Genomic DNA, 14,310 nt, shown 5'->3' with positions numbered 1-14,310 from the left:
CATCCACATCTATCAGAAGCCGACGGCGGGTACGGCCGCTCCGCTCGTACGCACCCCTTTCCGGGCGACAGCGCGCACGGCCTTCACACACCTGGGACACACTCCGAAAAAAAGTTCTCGCAAACGCACGTTCGCACCTGCGGGCTCCCCTGGGCGCCCTCAGCGCCCTGAGCACCTGATCACCCTGAGCACGCTCAGCATCCTCGGCAGTCGTCAGAAGAGCTTGCCCGGGTTCAAGATACCGAGCGGATCGAAGACTTGTTTGATGGCCCGGTGCATCTCCACGCCCACCGGGCCGATCTCGCGCGCCAGCCACTCCTTCTTCAGCAGGCCCACCCCGTGCTCACCGGTGATCGTGCCACCGAGTTCCAGGCCGAGCCGCATGATCTCGTCGAAGGACTCATGGGCGCGCCGCGACTCGTCGGGGTCCTGGGCGTCGAAGCAGACGGTCGGGTGCGTGTTGCCGTCGCCCGCGTGCGCGCAGACGCCGATGGTCAGGCCGTGCTTCTCGGCGATCCGCTCGACCCCTTCGAGCATGTCGCCGAGCCGGGAGCGGGGCACGCACACGTCGTCGATCATGGTCGTGCCCTTGACGGCCTCCAGCGCGGTGAGCGACAACCGGCGGGCCTTCAGCAGGAGTTCGGACTCGGCCGCGTCGTCGGCGGGAACGACCTGGGTGGCGCCCGCGGCCTCGCACAGCGCGCCGACCGCGGCGAGGTCGGCGGCCGGGTCCGGGGTGTCGAAGGCGGCGAGCAGCAGTGCCTCGGTGGTCTCCGGCAGGCCCATATGGGCGAGGTCGTTGACGGCCTTGACGGTCGTACGGTCCATCAGTTCCAGCAGCGACGGCACATGGCCGCCCGCCATGATCCGGCACACGGCGTCGCAGGCGGCGGACGCGGACGCGAACTCCGCGGCCAGTACCAGCTGCTGCGGCGGCTTCGGTTTGAGGGCGAGGACCGCGCGGACGACGACGCCGAGCGAGCCCTCGGAGCCGACGAAGAGCCGGGTGAGGTCGTATCCGGCGACGCCCTTGGCGGTGCGGCGGCCGGTGGACAGCAGGCGCCCGTCGGCGAGGACGACGTCGAGACCGAGGACGTACTCGGCGGTGACCCCGTACTTGACACAGCACAGGCCGCCGGAGGCCGTGCCGATGTTGCCGCCGATCGTGCACATCTCCCAGCTGGAGGGGTCCGGCGGGTAGGTGAGGCCGTGTTCGTTCACCGCGCGGGAGAGCGTGGCGTTGACGACACCGGGCTCGACGACGGCGATGCGGTCGACCGGATTGATCTCCAGGATCCGGTCCATCTTCGTGAGCGAGAGCACGATGCAGCCTTCCGAGGCGTTCGCCCCGCCCGACAGGCCCGTGCGGGCGCCCTGCGGGACGACCGGGACGCGCAGTTCGGTGGCGGTCCGCAGGACGTGCTGGACCTGCTCCACCGTGCGCGGCAGCGCGACCACGGCCGGGGTGCCGGCCGCGCAGAAGCTCGCCATGTCGTTCGCGTACGAGGCCGTGACGTCGGGGTCGGCCAGGACGGCCTCGGGGGGCAGGCCCGCCCGGAGGCGGTCGAGGAGGTTGCCGGTGACTTCGTCGCGCGGGGCTTCGATACGGCTCATGATCACAGCGTGGCACCGGGGAGCCGCGGTGGGAAGACCGTGCGCGCGGGCACCCGTCCGTAGGCGGGTGGGCGGCGGGCCCATCGGTGTGAAACCGCTGCGGGGCTCGGGATGCCGCGGTGCGATCCTCATATGGGCGCATGGTGGTGGCCGCAGGGGTCACGGGGGCACTGACCCCTGCGGGCCTGCCGCGGTGCGCCGTCGCACACCGCGGCGGCGGGTCACAGGTTTCCGCGCTTGGCCTGCTCGCGCTCGATCGCCTCGAACAGGGCCTTGAAGTTGCCCTTGCCGAAGCCCATGGAGCCGTGCCGCTCGATGATCTCGAAGAAGACCGTCGGACGGTCCTGGACCGGCTTGGTGAAGATCTGGAGCAGATAGCCGTCCTCGTCGCGGTCGGCGAGGATCTTCAGCTCGCGCAGGGTCTCGACGGGGACGCGGGTGTCGCCGACCCACTCGCCGAGGGTGTCGTAGTAGGAGTCGGGGGTGTCCAGGAACTGCACACCGGCCGCCCGCATCGTCCGTACCGTGCGCACGATGTCGTTGGTGTTGAGCGCGATGTGCTGGACGCCGGGGCCGCCGTAGAACTCGAGGTACTCGTCGATCTGGGACTTCTTCTTGGCGACGGCGGGCTCGTTGATCGGGAACTTGACCTTGAGGGTCCCGTCGGCGACGACCTTGGACATCAGCGCGCTGTACTCGGTCGCGATGTCGTCGCCCACGAACTCCTTCATGTTCGTGAAGCCCATGACCTTGTTGTAGAACTCGACCCACTCGTTCATATGGCCGAGTTCGACGTTGCCGACGCAGTGGTCGATCGCCTGGAAGGTGCGGTGCGCGGGCGGCTCGACGAGGGGGTCGGCGGCGACGTAGCCGGGGAGGTAGGGGCCGTCGTAGCCGCCGCGTTCGACCAGGGTGTGGCGGGTCTCGCCGTAGGTGGCGATCGCGGCCAGCACGACGACTCCGTGCTCGTCCTTCAGTTCGTACGGCTCGGCGACCGGGCGGGCGCCGTGCTCGACCGCGTACGCGAACGCCGCGCGCGCGTCCGGGACCTCGATGGCGAGGTCGACCACACCGTCGCCGTGCTCGGCGACGTGCCGGTCGAGGAAGCGGCCCCAGTCGGTGGCGGGCTTGACGACCGAGGTGAGGACGAAACGGGCGGAGCCGTTCTCCAGGACGTACGAGGCGGTCTCGCGGCTGCCGGTCTCCGGTCCGGAGTACGCCACGAGCCGCATCCCGAAGGCGGTGGAGTAGTAGTGCGCGGCCTGCTTGGCGTTGCCCACGGCGAAGACGACCGCGTCCATTCCCTTTACCGGGAAGGGGTCTGCCTCGCGCGCGGTGTCAGGGGTGTGGTGTGTGGTCTGCGTCATGTCAGCAGCGTCACCCGTCTCTGCAAGGTGCGCAATAGTTTGCGTATCTGCTGGGCAATGTGCACAGCGAGACGCCCGGATCGGCGGGCGTTCTGTACAGGATGACCATCGGGGAGTGCGGTATGGCGATCGATCATCTGGACGCCCGGCTCATCGTGTTGCTGGCGCGCGAGCCGCGCATCGGTGTGCTGGAGATGTCCCGGCGGCTCGGGGTGGCCCGCGGCACGGCCCAGGCGCGCCTGGACCGCCTCCAGTCCCAGGGAGTGATCCGCGACTTCGGGCCGCAGGTGGATCCGGCCGCGCTCGGCTACCCCGTCACGGCCTTCGCCACGCTGCAGATCCGCCAGGGCCAGGGCCCGGACGTGCGGGCCCATCTGACCACCGTCCCGGAGGTCCTGGAACTGCACACCACCACCGGCAGCGGGGACATGCTGTGCCGTCTGGTGGCCCGCTCCAACGCCGACCTCCAGCGGGTGATCGACCGGGTGGTCGGCTTCGAGGGCATCGTCCGCGCCTCGACGGCGATCGTGATGGAGAACCCGGTTCCGCTGCGGATCATCCCGCTGGTGGAGCAGGCGGCGCAGGACCCCGAGCGAACGTAGGGGCTCGCCGTCACGGCGGCCGGCCGGGTCAGCTCCCGCGGATGGGCCGAGCCGCCGTGGCGCGGAGCACGGGGTCCTTGCGCAGCCGTACGAAGGTGACGAGCAGGGTCAGGGCCTGCAACACGGCGCACGCCCCCAGGACGTCGGTGAGATACGACGGCGGGGTGAGGGCGAGCACGATGCCCGCCACGGGGAAGGGCACCAGAAGGAGCAGGATGGTCAGGGAGAGGGTCGTGCCGAAGGCCGCGGGCGGGATGATCAGCGAGCGCAGGGTGCGCAGGACGACGGTGAGTCCCCCGTCGGCGGCCATGAACAGCGCGACCAGGGCCGTGTAGCCGGCGTAGGAGGCAGCCGCGGGCACGGCGAGGCAGGCGGCTGCCGCGACGGTCGCGCTGATGACGCCGATACCCCACAGGCCCAGCCGGTTGAGCGCGAACCGGCAGCAGACGACCGCGATCAGGGTGGCGGCGGCAGCGGCCGACCAGAGGGTGCCTACGGCGGCCGGGGACCGGCCGAAACGGCCCTCCACGAGGATGGGGCTCGCCGACTGGAGCAGGCCGAGCGCGAGGTTGGAGCAGGCGAGACCGGCCACGAGCCGCCGCAGGGACGGCAGTGAGCGCAGAGTCTCCCATCCTTCCCGCATGCCTCCGCTCGCTTTCCGTCCGTCCGGGCCCCCGGCGCGCAGAGGGGTGGGCGGGGTCTGGAGGGCGAGCCCGGCCGACAGGAACGACAGCACGCTCAGGCACGCGAGCATGCGGGTGGGCCCGGTCAGGAGCAGGACGCCGCCCAGGGCCGGGCCGACGAGTGTGGCGCTCTGGTCGATGCCGATCAGCACCGACTGCACCTTGTGGGACTGCCCTTCGGTGCGGCGGCTGACGATGGCGCCGACCGCCTCGTTGGCGATGAAGCTGAACTGTGTGAGGGCACCGGTCACGGCGGCCAGCGCCATGACGGCGGCGGTCTCGGCCGTCCCCCGGGGCAGCACGGTCAGCACGAAGCCGGCGCCCGCGACCAGCAGGGCGCGGACCAGGGAGGCGATGAAACACACGATGGCCGCGCCGCTCCGGTCCACCAGGGCGCCGGCGAAGCTGAACGCGGCCACCCGGGGTATCCATTCCAGCGCGAAGGCCAGGCCCGTCAGGGACGCCGAGCCGGTGGTGGCCAGCACCACGAGCGGCATGGCATAGGTCGCCATGGAGTAGGCGAGCGCGTCGCATACGCGCGGCGCGTAGACCCGTCGGAACAGACTGCCCGTGGGCACTGCCGCATGCCGACCGGCCGGTCGGGCCTCGTGCAGGGAGACGGTCACGAAGTGGGGGGCTTTCGGTGAGCGGGGGCGCGAAAGAGGGCACGAAGCGGCACCCCCCGCCCCATCCCGGACATGCGCATGACACGAGTAGTAGGCCATAAGCCTGGTTGAGATGTGAACTACGGAGCGGTAACAACATAGCGGAACGAGCCGCTCCTGAAGAGTCCTCCGGCACCGGTCGGTTGCCGAGCGCGCCCGCATTGCCTGCCGGGGCCCGTCTGCCGTGCCGGGCGCCGCGAGCCCGTGAACTAGCAGCTCGGTACCGGGCCCGTGCCCTTCTCCAGGGCCACCAGCGCGTTGATCGCGCCGTTCAGTGTGGTGACCGGAACCAGTCGCAGGCCCTTCGGGAGTTCCGCGCGCGCGTCGGCGCACTCCGCCTTCGGGACCAGGAAGACCGTCGCGCCGTCACGGCGGGCCGCCTGCGTCTTGAGGGCGACCCCACCGACCGCCCCCACGTTGCCGGCCGTGTCGATCGTGCCCGTACCGGCGATGGTGCGACCGCCCGTGAGGTCGCCCCCGCCGCCGTCGCCCTCCAGCTTGTCGATGATCCCGAGGCTGAACAGCAGGCCCGCGCTGGGGCCGCCGACGTCCGCGAGCCTCAGCCTGATCTTGACGTCCTTCTCGCTGAGGTGCAGGTACTTCATGGCCGCCCGACTCGCCGCGTCCTGGGACTGCTGCATCTGCTCGGCGTTGTGCCGCTCGATCTCCTTGACGCTGTCCCCGCTCGGGTACACCGCGTCGCGCGGCATCACCGCGCGGTCCCTGCGGAACCAGCCGTCGACCACGTCGCCGAGCGAGACGTCCGTGTCGGGGCCGGTCGCCTCGATCGTGGTCATCCGCAGCTGGCCCGTGGTCGTGCGGGTGGGCGCCCCGCTGACCGTGATCACGGGCTCGCCCTTGTTCTCGCCGAGGACGTTCGCCGTGATGCCGGGCTGGGCCACGGAGAACGGCAGCGGCGCGAACACGGCCGTGGCGACCAGGGCCACGACGGGCAGGGCGCAGACGGCGACGGCCTTGGGACGGGAGAGGCGAGAGAGCACGGGATCAATCTAACGTGACGGTGACTTCAGCCCCTGTACAGGTCGCTGCGGCCGGTGGTGAAACGCCGCAGGGCCTCCGGGAGCGGTGCGACGCCGATCCCGGGTGCCGAAGGAACCGGCAGATGGCCGTCCTGGAGCACGAACAGCTCGGTGATGTCCTCGGCGAAGTACCGGGCGGACGCCGAGGTGTCGCCGGGCAGGGTGAAACCGGGCAGCGCGGCCAGGGCCAGGTTCGGTGCGCGCCCGATGCCCGTCTCCAGCATGCCGCCGCACCACACCGGGACCCCGTGCGCCCGCGCCACGTCGTGCACACGGCGGGCCTCGAGGTAGCCGCCGACCCGCGCGGGCTTGACGTTCACGACCCGGCAGGCGTCCAGGGCGATCGCGGAGGCGGTGTCCCGGGCGCTGTGCAGGGACTCGTCCAGGCAGACGGGGGTCGCAAGGCGCTGCTGGAGCCGGGCATGGGCGTGGAGGTTGTTCTCCTCCAGCGGCTCCTCGATCAGCAACAGCCCGAACTCGTCCAGTTTCCGCAGGTGTTCGGCGTCGGCGAGCGTGTACGCCGTGTTCGCGTCGACCTGGAGCGGCAGTTCGTCGCCGAAACGCTCACGGACCGCCCGTACGGGCTCCACGTCCCAACCGGGTTCGATCTTCAGTTTGATCCGTACGTACCCCTCGGACAGGTAGCGCTCGACGTCGTCCAGCAGTTCGGGCACCGAGTCCTTGATGCCGACCGACACCCCGGCCGGCACCCGGTCCCGTACGGCCCCCAGATAGGTCGCCAGCGGCATGCCGTGCGCGCGCAGCTCCGCGTCCAGGACTGCCGTCTCCAGCGCGGCCTTCGCCAGCTCGTGGCCCTTGATCTTCGCCATGGCCGGGGCGAGCGCGGCACCCGTCAGGCCGGGCAGGGCGGCCACGCGCGGCAGCAGGAAGTCGCGCAGGACGATCTCGGCTCCCGCGACGAACTCCGAGCAGTACAGCGGCTCCGGGTCGGCCGCGAACTCCGCCCAGCCCTCGGCGGCGTCGGTGACGACATGGAGCAGGAAGGTGTCCTTCGTCGTCATGGTCCCGAAGGAGGTGCGGAACGGGGTGACGAGCGGGATCGCCACATGGACGATCTCGACGCGCTCCAGTTTCATGCCGGTCACGCCTCCTCGCGGGTGAGCGTGTACCAGCCGTCGCGGGACATGCCCGTGGCCGCGAACCCCTCGGCGAAGGCCTTCGTGAACACCTCGCGGACGGCGTGCCGCCAGCGCAGTGCGAGCACGGGATCGGCGGCGCGCAGGGCGACGACGTCCTCCGGTACGCGACACCACACGAACCGGTCGTCCAGGGAGCGGCAGACGAGCGGGCCGCCGTCCGGGGCCGTGGTGACCGCGACGGGCCGGTCGTCCGGGCCCGCGGGGGTGACGGGCCGGTCGTCCGGGCCCGCGGGAGTGGCAGGCCGGTCGTCCGGGCCCGCGGGGGTGACGGGCCCGTCGTCCGGGCCCGCAGGGGTGACGGGCGCGGACGAGGGCCCGCGCGGTGCCACGAGGTCCCAGGTCACCGCGAGCCGGTCGCTCTCGTCACCGTCGTTCACGCCGTCGGCCATCGGACCGTAGAAGTCGACCAGGTACTCCGTGCCGGTCGCGCCGAGCTTCACCAGGTTGAAGCGGGCGTTGCGGGCGACCAGCGGGTCGAAGGTCCAGCGCAGGGTGCGGGCGCCGCGCCCCAGCAGCCAGGCGCGCTGCGCCTGCTTCACGGCGTGGCCGAGGCCCCGGTCGGCCGCCGCCACCAGCGAGTACGCCTCCGCCTCCGCGGGCGGCCCGAAGACCGCGGCGCAGGCCCCGGCGAGCCGGCCCTCGTCGACGGTGTACGCGGCGTGCACGGCCCCGCCCGCGTGCACCAGGCTGTGCAGCACTTCGGCCGGCAGCGGAGGGGAGCTGCGCGGCGTGCGCCAGACATCGCTGAAGTAGTCCGCCACGGCCGCTAGCGGCGCCACCGCCTCGACGGTACGGAGGTGGACGCCCCCGGCGCGGGCGGACTCCTCCGCGAGCCGCGCCGCCTGCTCGTGGGCCCTGGACAGGTCCGTCTCAGCTGTCATGGATCGAGTCTCAGGGCCCGCGACCCGCCCCCGCGTTGTGCGGGAGGCCAAAGAGTGCGTACGTTCGTGAGGGAGTCGGCCAAACCCGCCGGCCAGCGAAGGGAGTGCCCCCCGTGGACGTCGGCAGTCTCGGCGACCTCCTGGACGTCGTCGGCGAGCCGTCCGTGCGCCTTCACACCGCCCCCGCCGGGCTGTCGGCGCCGGTCACCGAGGTGCTGCTGTACGACACCCACGCCCCGCTCCCCCGGGCGCCGGGTGCTCTGCTGCTCGCCGTCGGTGTCCGGGGCGCGGCGGCGGGGCCACTGCTGCGGGCCGCCGCGGCGGCGGGAATGACCGGTGTCGTCGTACGCGGCGAGGACGCGCCGGTCGCCGAGGCCGAGGCGGCCGGGATCGCCCTGCTCTCCGTGGACGAGGACGCGGCCTGGCACCAGGTGCATCTGCTGCTCGCGGCGGCGGTCGACGCCCGCCCGGCGGCCGGTGGCGCAGACGCCCGCGGAGAGCTGTTCGCGCTGGCCGACGCGGTGGCCGCGGCGGTCGGCGGGGCCACCACGATCGAGGACCCGGGGCAGCGGATCCTCGCCTACTCCACGGTTCCCGGACAGGCCACGGACGAGGACCGCCGCCAGGGCATCCTCGGGCTCCGGGTCCCGGGGAGCCCTGAGAACACCGAGCAGTACCGGACGGTCTTCGCCGCGTCGCGCCCGGTGCGGCTGCCGGCGCTCGCGGGCGCGCTGCCACGGCTCGCCGTCGCCGTCCGCGCCGGTGGCGAGACCCTCGGCTCGCTCTGGGTCGTCGACGGCGGCCGGCTCGCGCCCGACGCCGAGGAGGCACTGGCGCGGGGCGCGTCCACGGCGGCGCTGCTCCTGCTGCGGGCGCGCGCCGCGCAGGAACTGGCCCGGCACCAGGACGGCGATCTGCTGCGCCGCCTCCTCGACGGCACCGCCGACCCGGCCGCGGCCGGGCACCGGCTCGGCCTCGACGCGGTACGGGTGGCCGCGTTCGTCCCGGACTGCCCGGCCTCCGCGCCGGACGGCGAACAGACCGCGCTTCGGCTGCTGGACCTCGTACGGCTCCAGTGCGCGGCCCGCTACGGGCGGCACGCGTGCGTACTCGTCGGCGGGATCGTGTACGCGCTGCTGCCCGCGCCCGGCGAACGCGGGGAACGGCACCGGCATCTGGCCGAGGACATCGTGCGGCGGGCCGGGCGGGCGCTGCGGGTACCGGTGCGGGCCGGGCTCGGCGAGGTGGTGCCCTCGCTCGCCGGCGCGCCCGCCTCCCGGTCGGACGCGGATCTCGTCCTGCGCGTGCTCGCACCGGAGTCGCCGGTGGCGTGCGTGACCGAGGTGCGGCCCCGGATCACACTGCTGCGGCTGGCCGAAGTGATGTGTGACAGCCGGGAGTTGAGCGCGGGCGCGTGGCGGTCGGTCCTGGATCACGACGCCGCGCACGGCACGGCCCACGCGGCCACCCTGCTGGCCTGGTTCGAGGCGGGCTGCGACATGGCGGGCGCGGCGGAGCGGCTGGGGGTGCACCCCAACACCTGCCGCTACCGCCTGCGGCAGGTCCGGCGGCAGCTCGGCATCGATGTGGAGGATCCGGACGAACGGCTGGTGCTGTGGCTCCAGTTGAGGGTGCTGGGCGGCTGATCGGTGAGCGCGCTCAGCGCAGCGCCTCCGCGACCTCCCGGGCCGCGTCCACCACCCGCGGCCCCACCCGCTCCGGCACCGAGTCCGACAGCATGACCACCCCCACACTGCCCTCCAGCCCGTTCACCCCGAGCAGCGGCGCGGCCGCCCCGGACGCGCCCGTCTCCAGCTCCCCATGGGTGAGCGTGTAGCCGGGGTCGGCGACCGGCTGCCGGCGGGCGGCGAGTATGGCCCGGCCGGCGGCTCCACGGTCCAGCGGATGCCGGAACCCGGCCCGGTACGCCACGTGATAGTCGGTCCACGACGGCTCGACCACGGCGACGGCCAGCGCCTCCGCGCCGTCGACCAGCGTGAGGTGCGCGGTCGCGCCGATGTCCTCGGCGAGCGCCCGCAGCGCGGGCAGCGCGGCCTCCCTCACCAGCGGATGCACTTGGCGGCCGAGGCGCAGCACACCGAGCCCGACCCGGGCGCGGCCCCCCAGATCGCGCCGGACGAGGGAGTGCTGTTCGAGCGTGGCCAGCAACCGGTAGACCACAGTCCGGTTGACGCCCAGTTTGTTGGACAGCTCGGTGACCGTCAGCCCGTGGTCCGTGTCGGCGAGCAGCTTGAGGACCCGTAGGCCACGGTCCAGCGTCTGAGAGGTCTCCGCGGTCACGACGCCCACTCCTTAGTGGTGAGGACGGCGGCCCCCTCACGGCGGATGCGTCACCGAGTCCCGTCGGCGACGCGCTTCAGAGGCCGCCGATCGGCCGGCGCCCCGGGCGGCTCCCGGGCACGGTCGCTTCACGGCTGCGCTCCGCGGCGGCGCTGCCACGGGGCGTGTGCGTAGCGGGACAGTAGCGATACGGTCCGGTGAGCGGAAGGCTCCGTCCAGAATCCGGTCAGCGGCCGGTACACTCGGTTCCCTTTCCGCCGATATGCGACCGGCCCCGGTCGGGGCGTCGGCCCCGGCACCGTGCCGGGATCAGCGCATTCGCGTGGCCCACTCCTGGACCTTGGCGATCCGCTGCCGCAGCTGGCCCGCGGTGCACTCGGCGCTCGGGGGCCCGCCGCACACCCGGCGCAGCTCGGTGTGGATCACGCCGTGCGGCTTGCCGCTCTGGTGGACGTACGCGCCGACCATCGTGTTGAGCTGCTTGCGCAGTTCCAGCAGTTCCTTGTGGGTGACCACCGGGCGCCGCTCGGCGGGCAGTTCGAGCAGATCGGCGTCCTCGTCCGGCTTCTTGCGGCTGTGCGCGATCTGCCGGGCCTGCCGCTTCTGCAACAGCAGCTGCACCTGCTCCGGCTCCAGCAGGCCCGGGATACCGAGGTAGTCCTGCTCCTCCTCGCTGCCCGGGTGGGCCTGCATGCCGAACTCGGCGCCGTTGTACATGACCCGGTCGAAGACGGCGTCGGACTCCAGCGCCTCGAACGGCAGCATGTCCTGCTCGCCGGTGTCCTCGTCCTGCTCCCGGTTGGCCTCCTCCATCTCCTTCTCGGACTCGGCGTACGGGTCCTCCTCGCCCTCCTTCTTCGGCTTGTCGAGGACATGGTCCCGTTCCCGCTCCATCTCGTTGGCGAAGGTGAGCAGGTCGGGGACCGTCGGCAGGAAGACGGAGGCGGTCTCGCCGCGGCGCCGGGACCGTACGAAACGGCCCACGGCCTGGGCGAAGAAGAGCGGGGTGGAGATGGTGGTCGCGTACACCCCGACGGCGAGGCGCGGCACGTCGACGCCCTCGGACACCATACGGACCGCGACCATCCAGCGGTCGTCGTTGCCGCTGAACTCGTCGATGCGGTCGGAGGCGCCCGCGTCGTCGGACAGCACCAGGGTCGCCTTGTGCCCGGTGATGTCCCGGATGAGCTTGGCGTAGGCGCGGGCCGCCTCCTGGTCGGAGGCGATGACCAGGGCGCCGGCATCGGGAATGGCCTTGCGGACCTCGGTCAGCCGCTGGTCGGCGGCGCGCAGCACGCTCGGCATCCAGTCGCCGCGCGGGTCGAGGGCGGTGCGCCAGGCCTGGCTGACGGCGTCCTTGGTCATGGGCTCGCCGAGCCGGGCGGCGATCTCGTCGCCCGCCTTGGTGCGCCAGCGCATGTTGCCGCTGTAGGAGAGGAAGATGACCGGCCGCACGACCCCGTCGGCGAGGGCGGACCCGTATCCGTAGGTGTAGTCGGCGGCGGACCGCCGGATCCCGTCGTTCCCCTCCTCGTACGTCACGAAGGGGATGGGGTTGGTGTCGGACCGGAACGGCGTACCGGTGAGGGCGAGCCGTCGGGTCGCGGGCTCGAACGCCTCCAGGCACGCCTCGCCCCAGGACTTGGAGTCGCCCGCGTGGTGGATCTCGTCGAGGATGACGAGGGTCTTGCGCTGCTCGACGCGGTTGCGGTGCAGCATGGGCCGTACGCCGACGCCCGCGTAGGTGACGGCGACACCGTCGTACTCCCGGCCGAGCGGTCCCGCGCTGTACTCGGGGTCGAGCTTGATCCCGATCCGCGCGGCCGCCTCCGCCCACTGCTTCTTCAGGTGCTCGGTCGGCGCGACCACGGTCACCTGCTGCACGACGTGGTGGTGCAGCAGCCAGGACGCGAGCGTCAGGGCGAAGGTCGTCTTGCCGGCGCCGGGCGTGGCGACGGCGAGGAAGTCACGCGGCTGCTCCCGGATGTACTTCTCCATCGCCCCCTGCTGCCAGGCGCGCAGCTTGCCGGCCGTGCCCCAGGGGGCGCGGCCGGGGAAGGCGGGAGACAGATGGTGCGAGTGCGAGGGACTGCTGGCGGCGGTGGTAGTCACGGTCTCCGGTTCGCTGGGGCTGGGGTGGCTCGGCTACGTATGACAACCGGGCCACCCTACCGGTGTGCTCACCCGCCACTCCGGGCAACACCGCCGCATCCGGCCCGGGTGCGACACGGCTCACAGATCACCGGGGCCGGGCCCCGCGGCTCACCGCTCCCGCAGCCGGGTCGTCACCCACGCCCCCACCAGCGCGACCGCCGCCATGGGCAGGAACACCGCCGCGAAGGCGGCCGGATGGGAGCCGCCGGCGGCCGCCCCGGTGGCCGTGGCGGCGACTGTGCCGCCGCCGAGCGCGGCGAACGCGGCACCGCCCGCGGCGAGCAGGACGACGTTGGACAGACCGTCGGAGATCTGCAGGGCGGCCGAGTTGGCGCCCGCCTCCTCGGGGGCCGACAGCTTCAGGAGCAGCACGCTCGTCGAGGAGATCACCAGGCCCATGCCGAAACAGCCGAACCCCCAGGCGACGGCGACGATCCACACGGGCACGGCGGGCACCAGCACACTCGGCGCCGTGGCGATCGCGGCCGCGACCACGAGCATGCCGAGGGTCATCAGCCGGTCCCGGTACGGTTCGAGGCGCGGCCTCGACTGGAGATAGGACCCGAGGGCCCAGCTCCCGCCCCCCGCCGCGAGAGAGAAGCCGGCCAGCGTCGGCGACAGGCCGCGCTGGGTGACGAGCATGAGCGGGACGAAGCTCTCCGCCGCGACGAAGGCACCCGCCGCGACTCCCCGCAGCAGCACCACGGACGGCAGTCCGCGCGCCGCCCGGTAGGTGCCTCGGGGGAGCAGCCGGAGGACCGCCGGGACCAGCAGCGCGGCCCCCGCGACGCCGGGGAGGAGGGAGACCCAGCGCACGTCCTGGGCGGCGTACTGGAGGAGCCCCGCGCCGAGCGAGATACCGAGTGCGAGGCGGATGCGTCGGGCGTCGAAGGGCGCGGCGACGGCCCCCTCGGCGGGGCCGCCCGCCCGGTGCCGTATCTGCGGCAGCGCGAGGGCCAGCGGGAGCACCACCAGCACCGGGATGCCGATGAACACCCAGCGCCAGCCGAGGTGTTCGGTCACCGCGCCCGCGGCAAGCGGGCCGACCACCGTCGGGACCACCCAGCCCGCCGCGAACGCCGCCATGATCGCCGGTCGCAGGCGCTCGGGGTAGGCGCGGCCGACGACGACGTACAGGGCGACGATGACCAGGCCGCCGCCGAGGCCCTGCACAGCCCTGCCCAGGATGAAAAGCCACATCGCCCCGGCCGTCCCGGACAGCAGCAACCCGGCGGCGAACGCGGCGATGCCGCAGGTCAACGACGCGAGGGGGCCGCTGCGGTCCGACCACTGGCCCGCGAACACCATGCCGAACAGACTGGTCGTGAAGTACCCGGAGAACGCGAAGGCGTACAGGGACAGCCCGTCCAGCTCCCATGCCGCGACCGGCATCGCGGTGCCCACGGCCGTCGCCTCGAAGGCGATGAGCAGGACGACCGAGACGATGCCGATGCTGAGCGCCCGGTACGGCCGGCTCAGCACGCCGTCGGGTCCGGCCGGCGGGACGGGAGGGAGGACGTCGGTGTCGCGGGGTTCCAGGGCTGCCATGCGGTCAGAGTAAGGGGCTCGGAGCGGATTGGCTCCTGTCCGGAGCCGGTGATCGCCTGGGCCCTTGGTCCTAGGACTCGCGCCCGGTTCATGAACGGCGCATGGCAGTCCCGTTGCAGCGCCCGCGCCTCCCTTGAGCCCCCCGGCCCGCGGACCCTACGGTCCCTGTGTCGCTCCGGAACGCGCGCAAGCCGTCCCGCACGTGATCCCGGCCGTGTGCCCGAGTGGTTCAGGGACTCGCCTGCAAAGCGAGTTACGCGGGTTCGATTCCCGCCACGGCCTCCACCTGCCTGGC

The 14,310-nt window shown here is 72.6% G+C and carries 11 protein-coding genes and 1 tRNA gene; 3 read left to right on the top strand and 9 right to left on the bottom strand.

What is annotated here, in order from left to right; all coding sequences use genetic code 11:
* Window positions 1–213 precede the first annotated feature (213 nt).
* Together ABZ823_RS00455 and hppD are read right to left on the bottom strand one after the other, a co-directional pair.
* Entirely contained in the window at window positions 214–1,620 is a 1,407-nt protein-coding gene (locus ABZ823_RS00455) for an FAD-linked oxidase C-terminal domain-containing protein (protein ID WP_361652088.1), read from the bottom strand.
* A gap of 215 nt (window positions 1,621–1,835) precedes the next feature.
* On the bottom strand, window positions 1,836–2,981 hold the full coding sequence (gene hppD / locus ABZ823_RS00450; RefSeq protein ID WP_361652087.1) for a 4-hydroxyphenylpyruvate dioxygenase: 1,146 nt from the start codon (window positions 2,979–2,981) through the stop codon (window positions 1,836–1,838).
* A 122-nt stretch (window positions 2,982–3,103) separates the two neighbouring features.
* Between hppD and ABZ823_RS00445 the strand changes: the two genes are divergently transcribed.
* Entirely contained in the window at window positions 3,104–3,583 is a 480-nt protein-coding gene (locus tag ABZ823_RS00445) for an Lrp/AsnC family transcriptional regulator (protein WP_361652085.1), read from the top strand.
* A gap of 28 nt (window positions 3,584–3,611) precedes the next feature.
* Here the strand turns inward: ABZ823_RS00445 and ABZ823_RS00440 are convergent, their stop codons facing one another.
* From ABZ823_RS00440 to ABZ823_RS00425, 4 genes are all read right to left on the bottom strand, one after another.
* Window positions 3,612–4,892, bottom strand: a complete 1,281-nt coding sequence (locus ABZ823_RS00440) for an MFS transporter (RefSeq protein ID WP_361652083.1) — start codon at window positions 4,890–4,892, stop codon at window positions 3,612–3,614.
* A gap of 248 nt (window positions 4,893–5,140) precedes the next feature.
* A complete protein-coding gene (locus tag ABZ823_RS00435) occupies window positions 5,141–5,932 on the bottom strand; it encodes a S16 family serine protease (RefSeq protein WP_361652081.1) in 792 nt (263 codons plus the stop codon).
* 26 nt (window positions 5,933–5,958) lie between these two features.
* Complete coding sequence (menC, locus tag ABZ823_RS00430; RefSeq protein WP_361652813.1) at window positions 5,959–7,068, bottom strand: o-succinylbenzoate synthase; 1,110 nt, start codon at window positions 7,066–7,068, stop codon at window positions 5,959–5,961.
* 5 nt (window positions 7,069–7,073) lie between these two features.
* A complete protein-coding gene (locus tag ABZ823_RS00425; RefSeq protein ID WP_361652079.1) occupies window positions 7,074–8,012 on the bottom strand; it encodes a chorismate synthase in 939 nt (312 codons plus the stop codon).
* Window positions 8,013–8,125: 113 nt separating this feature from the next.
* Here ABZ823_RS00425 and ABZ823_RS00420 point away from each other — a divergent pair, with 113 nt between their 5' ends.
* Entirely contained in the window at window positions 8,126–9,658 is a 1,533-nt protein-coding gene (locus ABZ823_RS00420) for a helix-turn-helix domain-containing protein (RefSeq protein WP_361652077.1), read from the top strand.
* Between the two features lie 13 nt (window positions 9,659–9,671).
* Here ABZ823_RS00420 and ABZ823_RS00415 read toward each other — a convergent pair whose 3' ends face one another.
* The 3 genes from ABZ823_RS00415 to ABZ823_RS00405 form a co-directional block, all read right to left on the bottom strand.
* A complete protein-coding gene (locus tag ABZ823_RS00415; RefSeq protein ID WP_361652075.1) occupies window positions 9,672–10,313 on the bottom strand; it encodes a helix-turn-helix domain-containing protein in 642 nt (213 codons plus the stop codon).
* Window positions 10,314–10,622: 309 nt separating this feature from the next.
* On the bottom strand, window positions 10,623–12,425 hold the full coding sequence (locus ABZ823_RS00410) for a DEAD/DEAH box helicase (RefSeq protein ID WP_361652073.1): 1,803 nt from the start codon (window positions 12,423–12,425) through the stop codon (window positions 10,623–10,625).
* A gap of 150 nt (window positions 12,426–12,575) precedes the next feature.
* Window positions 12,576–14,015 carry an MFS transporter gene (locus ABZ823_RS00405; protein ID WP_361652071.1) on the bottom strand — a complete coding sequence of 480 codons (1,440 nt, stop codon included), beginning with the start codon at window positions 14,013–14,015 and terminating at the stop codon, window positions 12,576–12,578.
* 210 nt (window positions 14,016–14,225) lie between these two features.
* On the opposite strand from ABZ823_RS00405, the gene ABZ823_RS00400 reads away from it, so the two are divergent.
* Window positions 14,226–14,300, top strand: a tRNA-Cys gene (locus tag ABZ823_RS00400).
* Window positions 14,301–14,310: the final 10 nt, after the last annotated feature.

Origin of the sequence: Streptomyces sp. NPDC047079 (assembly GCF_040643755.1) — a bacterium.
GTDB lineage: Bacteria > Actinomycetota > Actinomycetes > Streptomycetales > Streptomycetaceae > Streptomyces.
This window is presented reverse-complemented; position numbering and strand designations above follow the sequence as displayed.

Excerpts from the sequence above, each read along its gene's own strand:
- hppD (WP_361652087.1), bottom strand. The coding sequence starts at position 2,981 with ATGACGCAGACCACACACCACACCCCTGACACCGCGCGCGAGGCAGAC.
- ABZ823_RS00405 (WP_361652071.1), bottom strand. The coding sequence starts at position 14,015 with ATGGCAGCCCTGGAACCCCGCGACACCGACGTCCTCCCTCCCGTCCCG.
- ABZ823_RS00425 (WP_361652079.1), bottom strand. The coding sequence starts at position 8,012 with ATGACAGCTGAGACGGACCTGTCCAGGGCCCACGAGCAGGCGGCGCGG.
- ABZ823_RS00445 (WP_361652085.1), top strand. The coding sequence starts at position 3,104 with ATGGCGATCGATCATCTGGACGCCCGGCTCATCGTGTTGCTGGCGCGC.
- menC (WP_361652813.1), bottom strand. The coding sequence starts at position 7,068 with ATGAAACTGGAGCGCGTCGAGATCGTCCATGTGGCGATCCCGCTCGTC.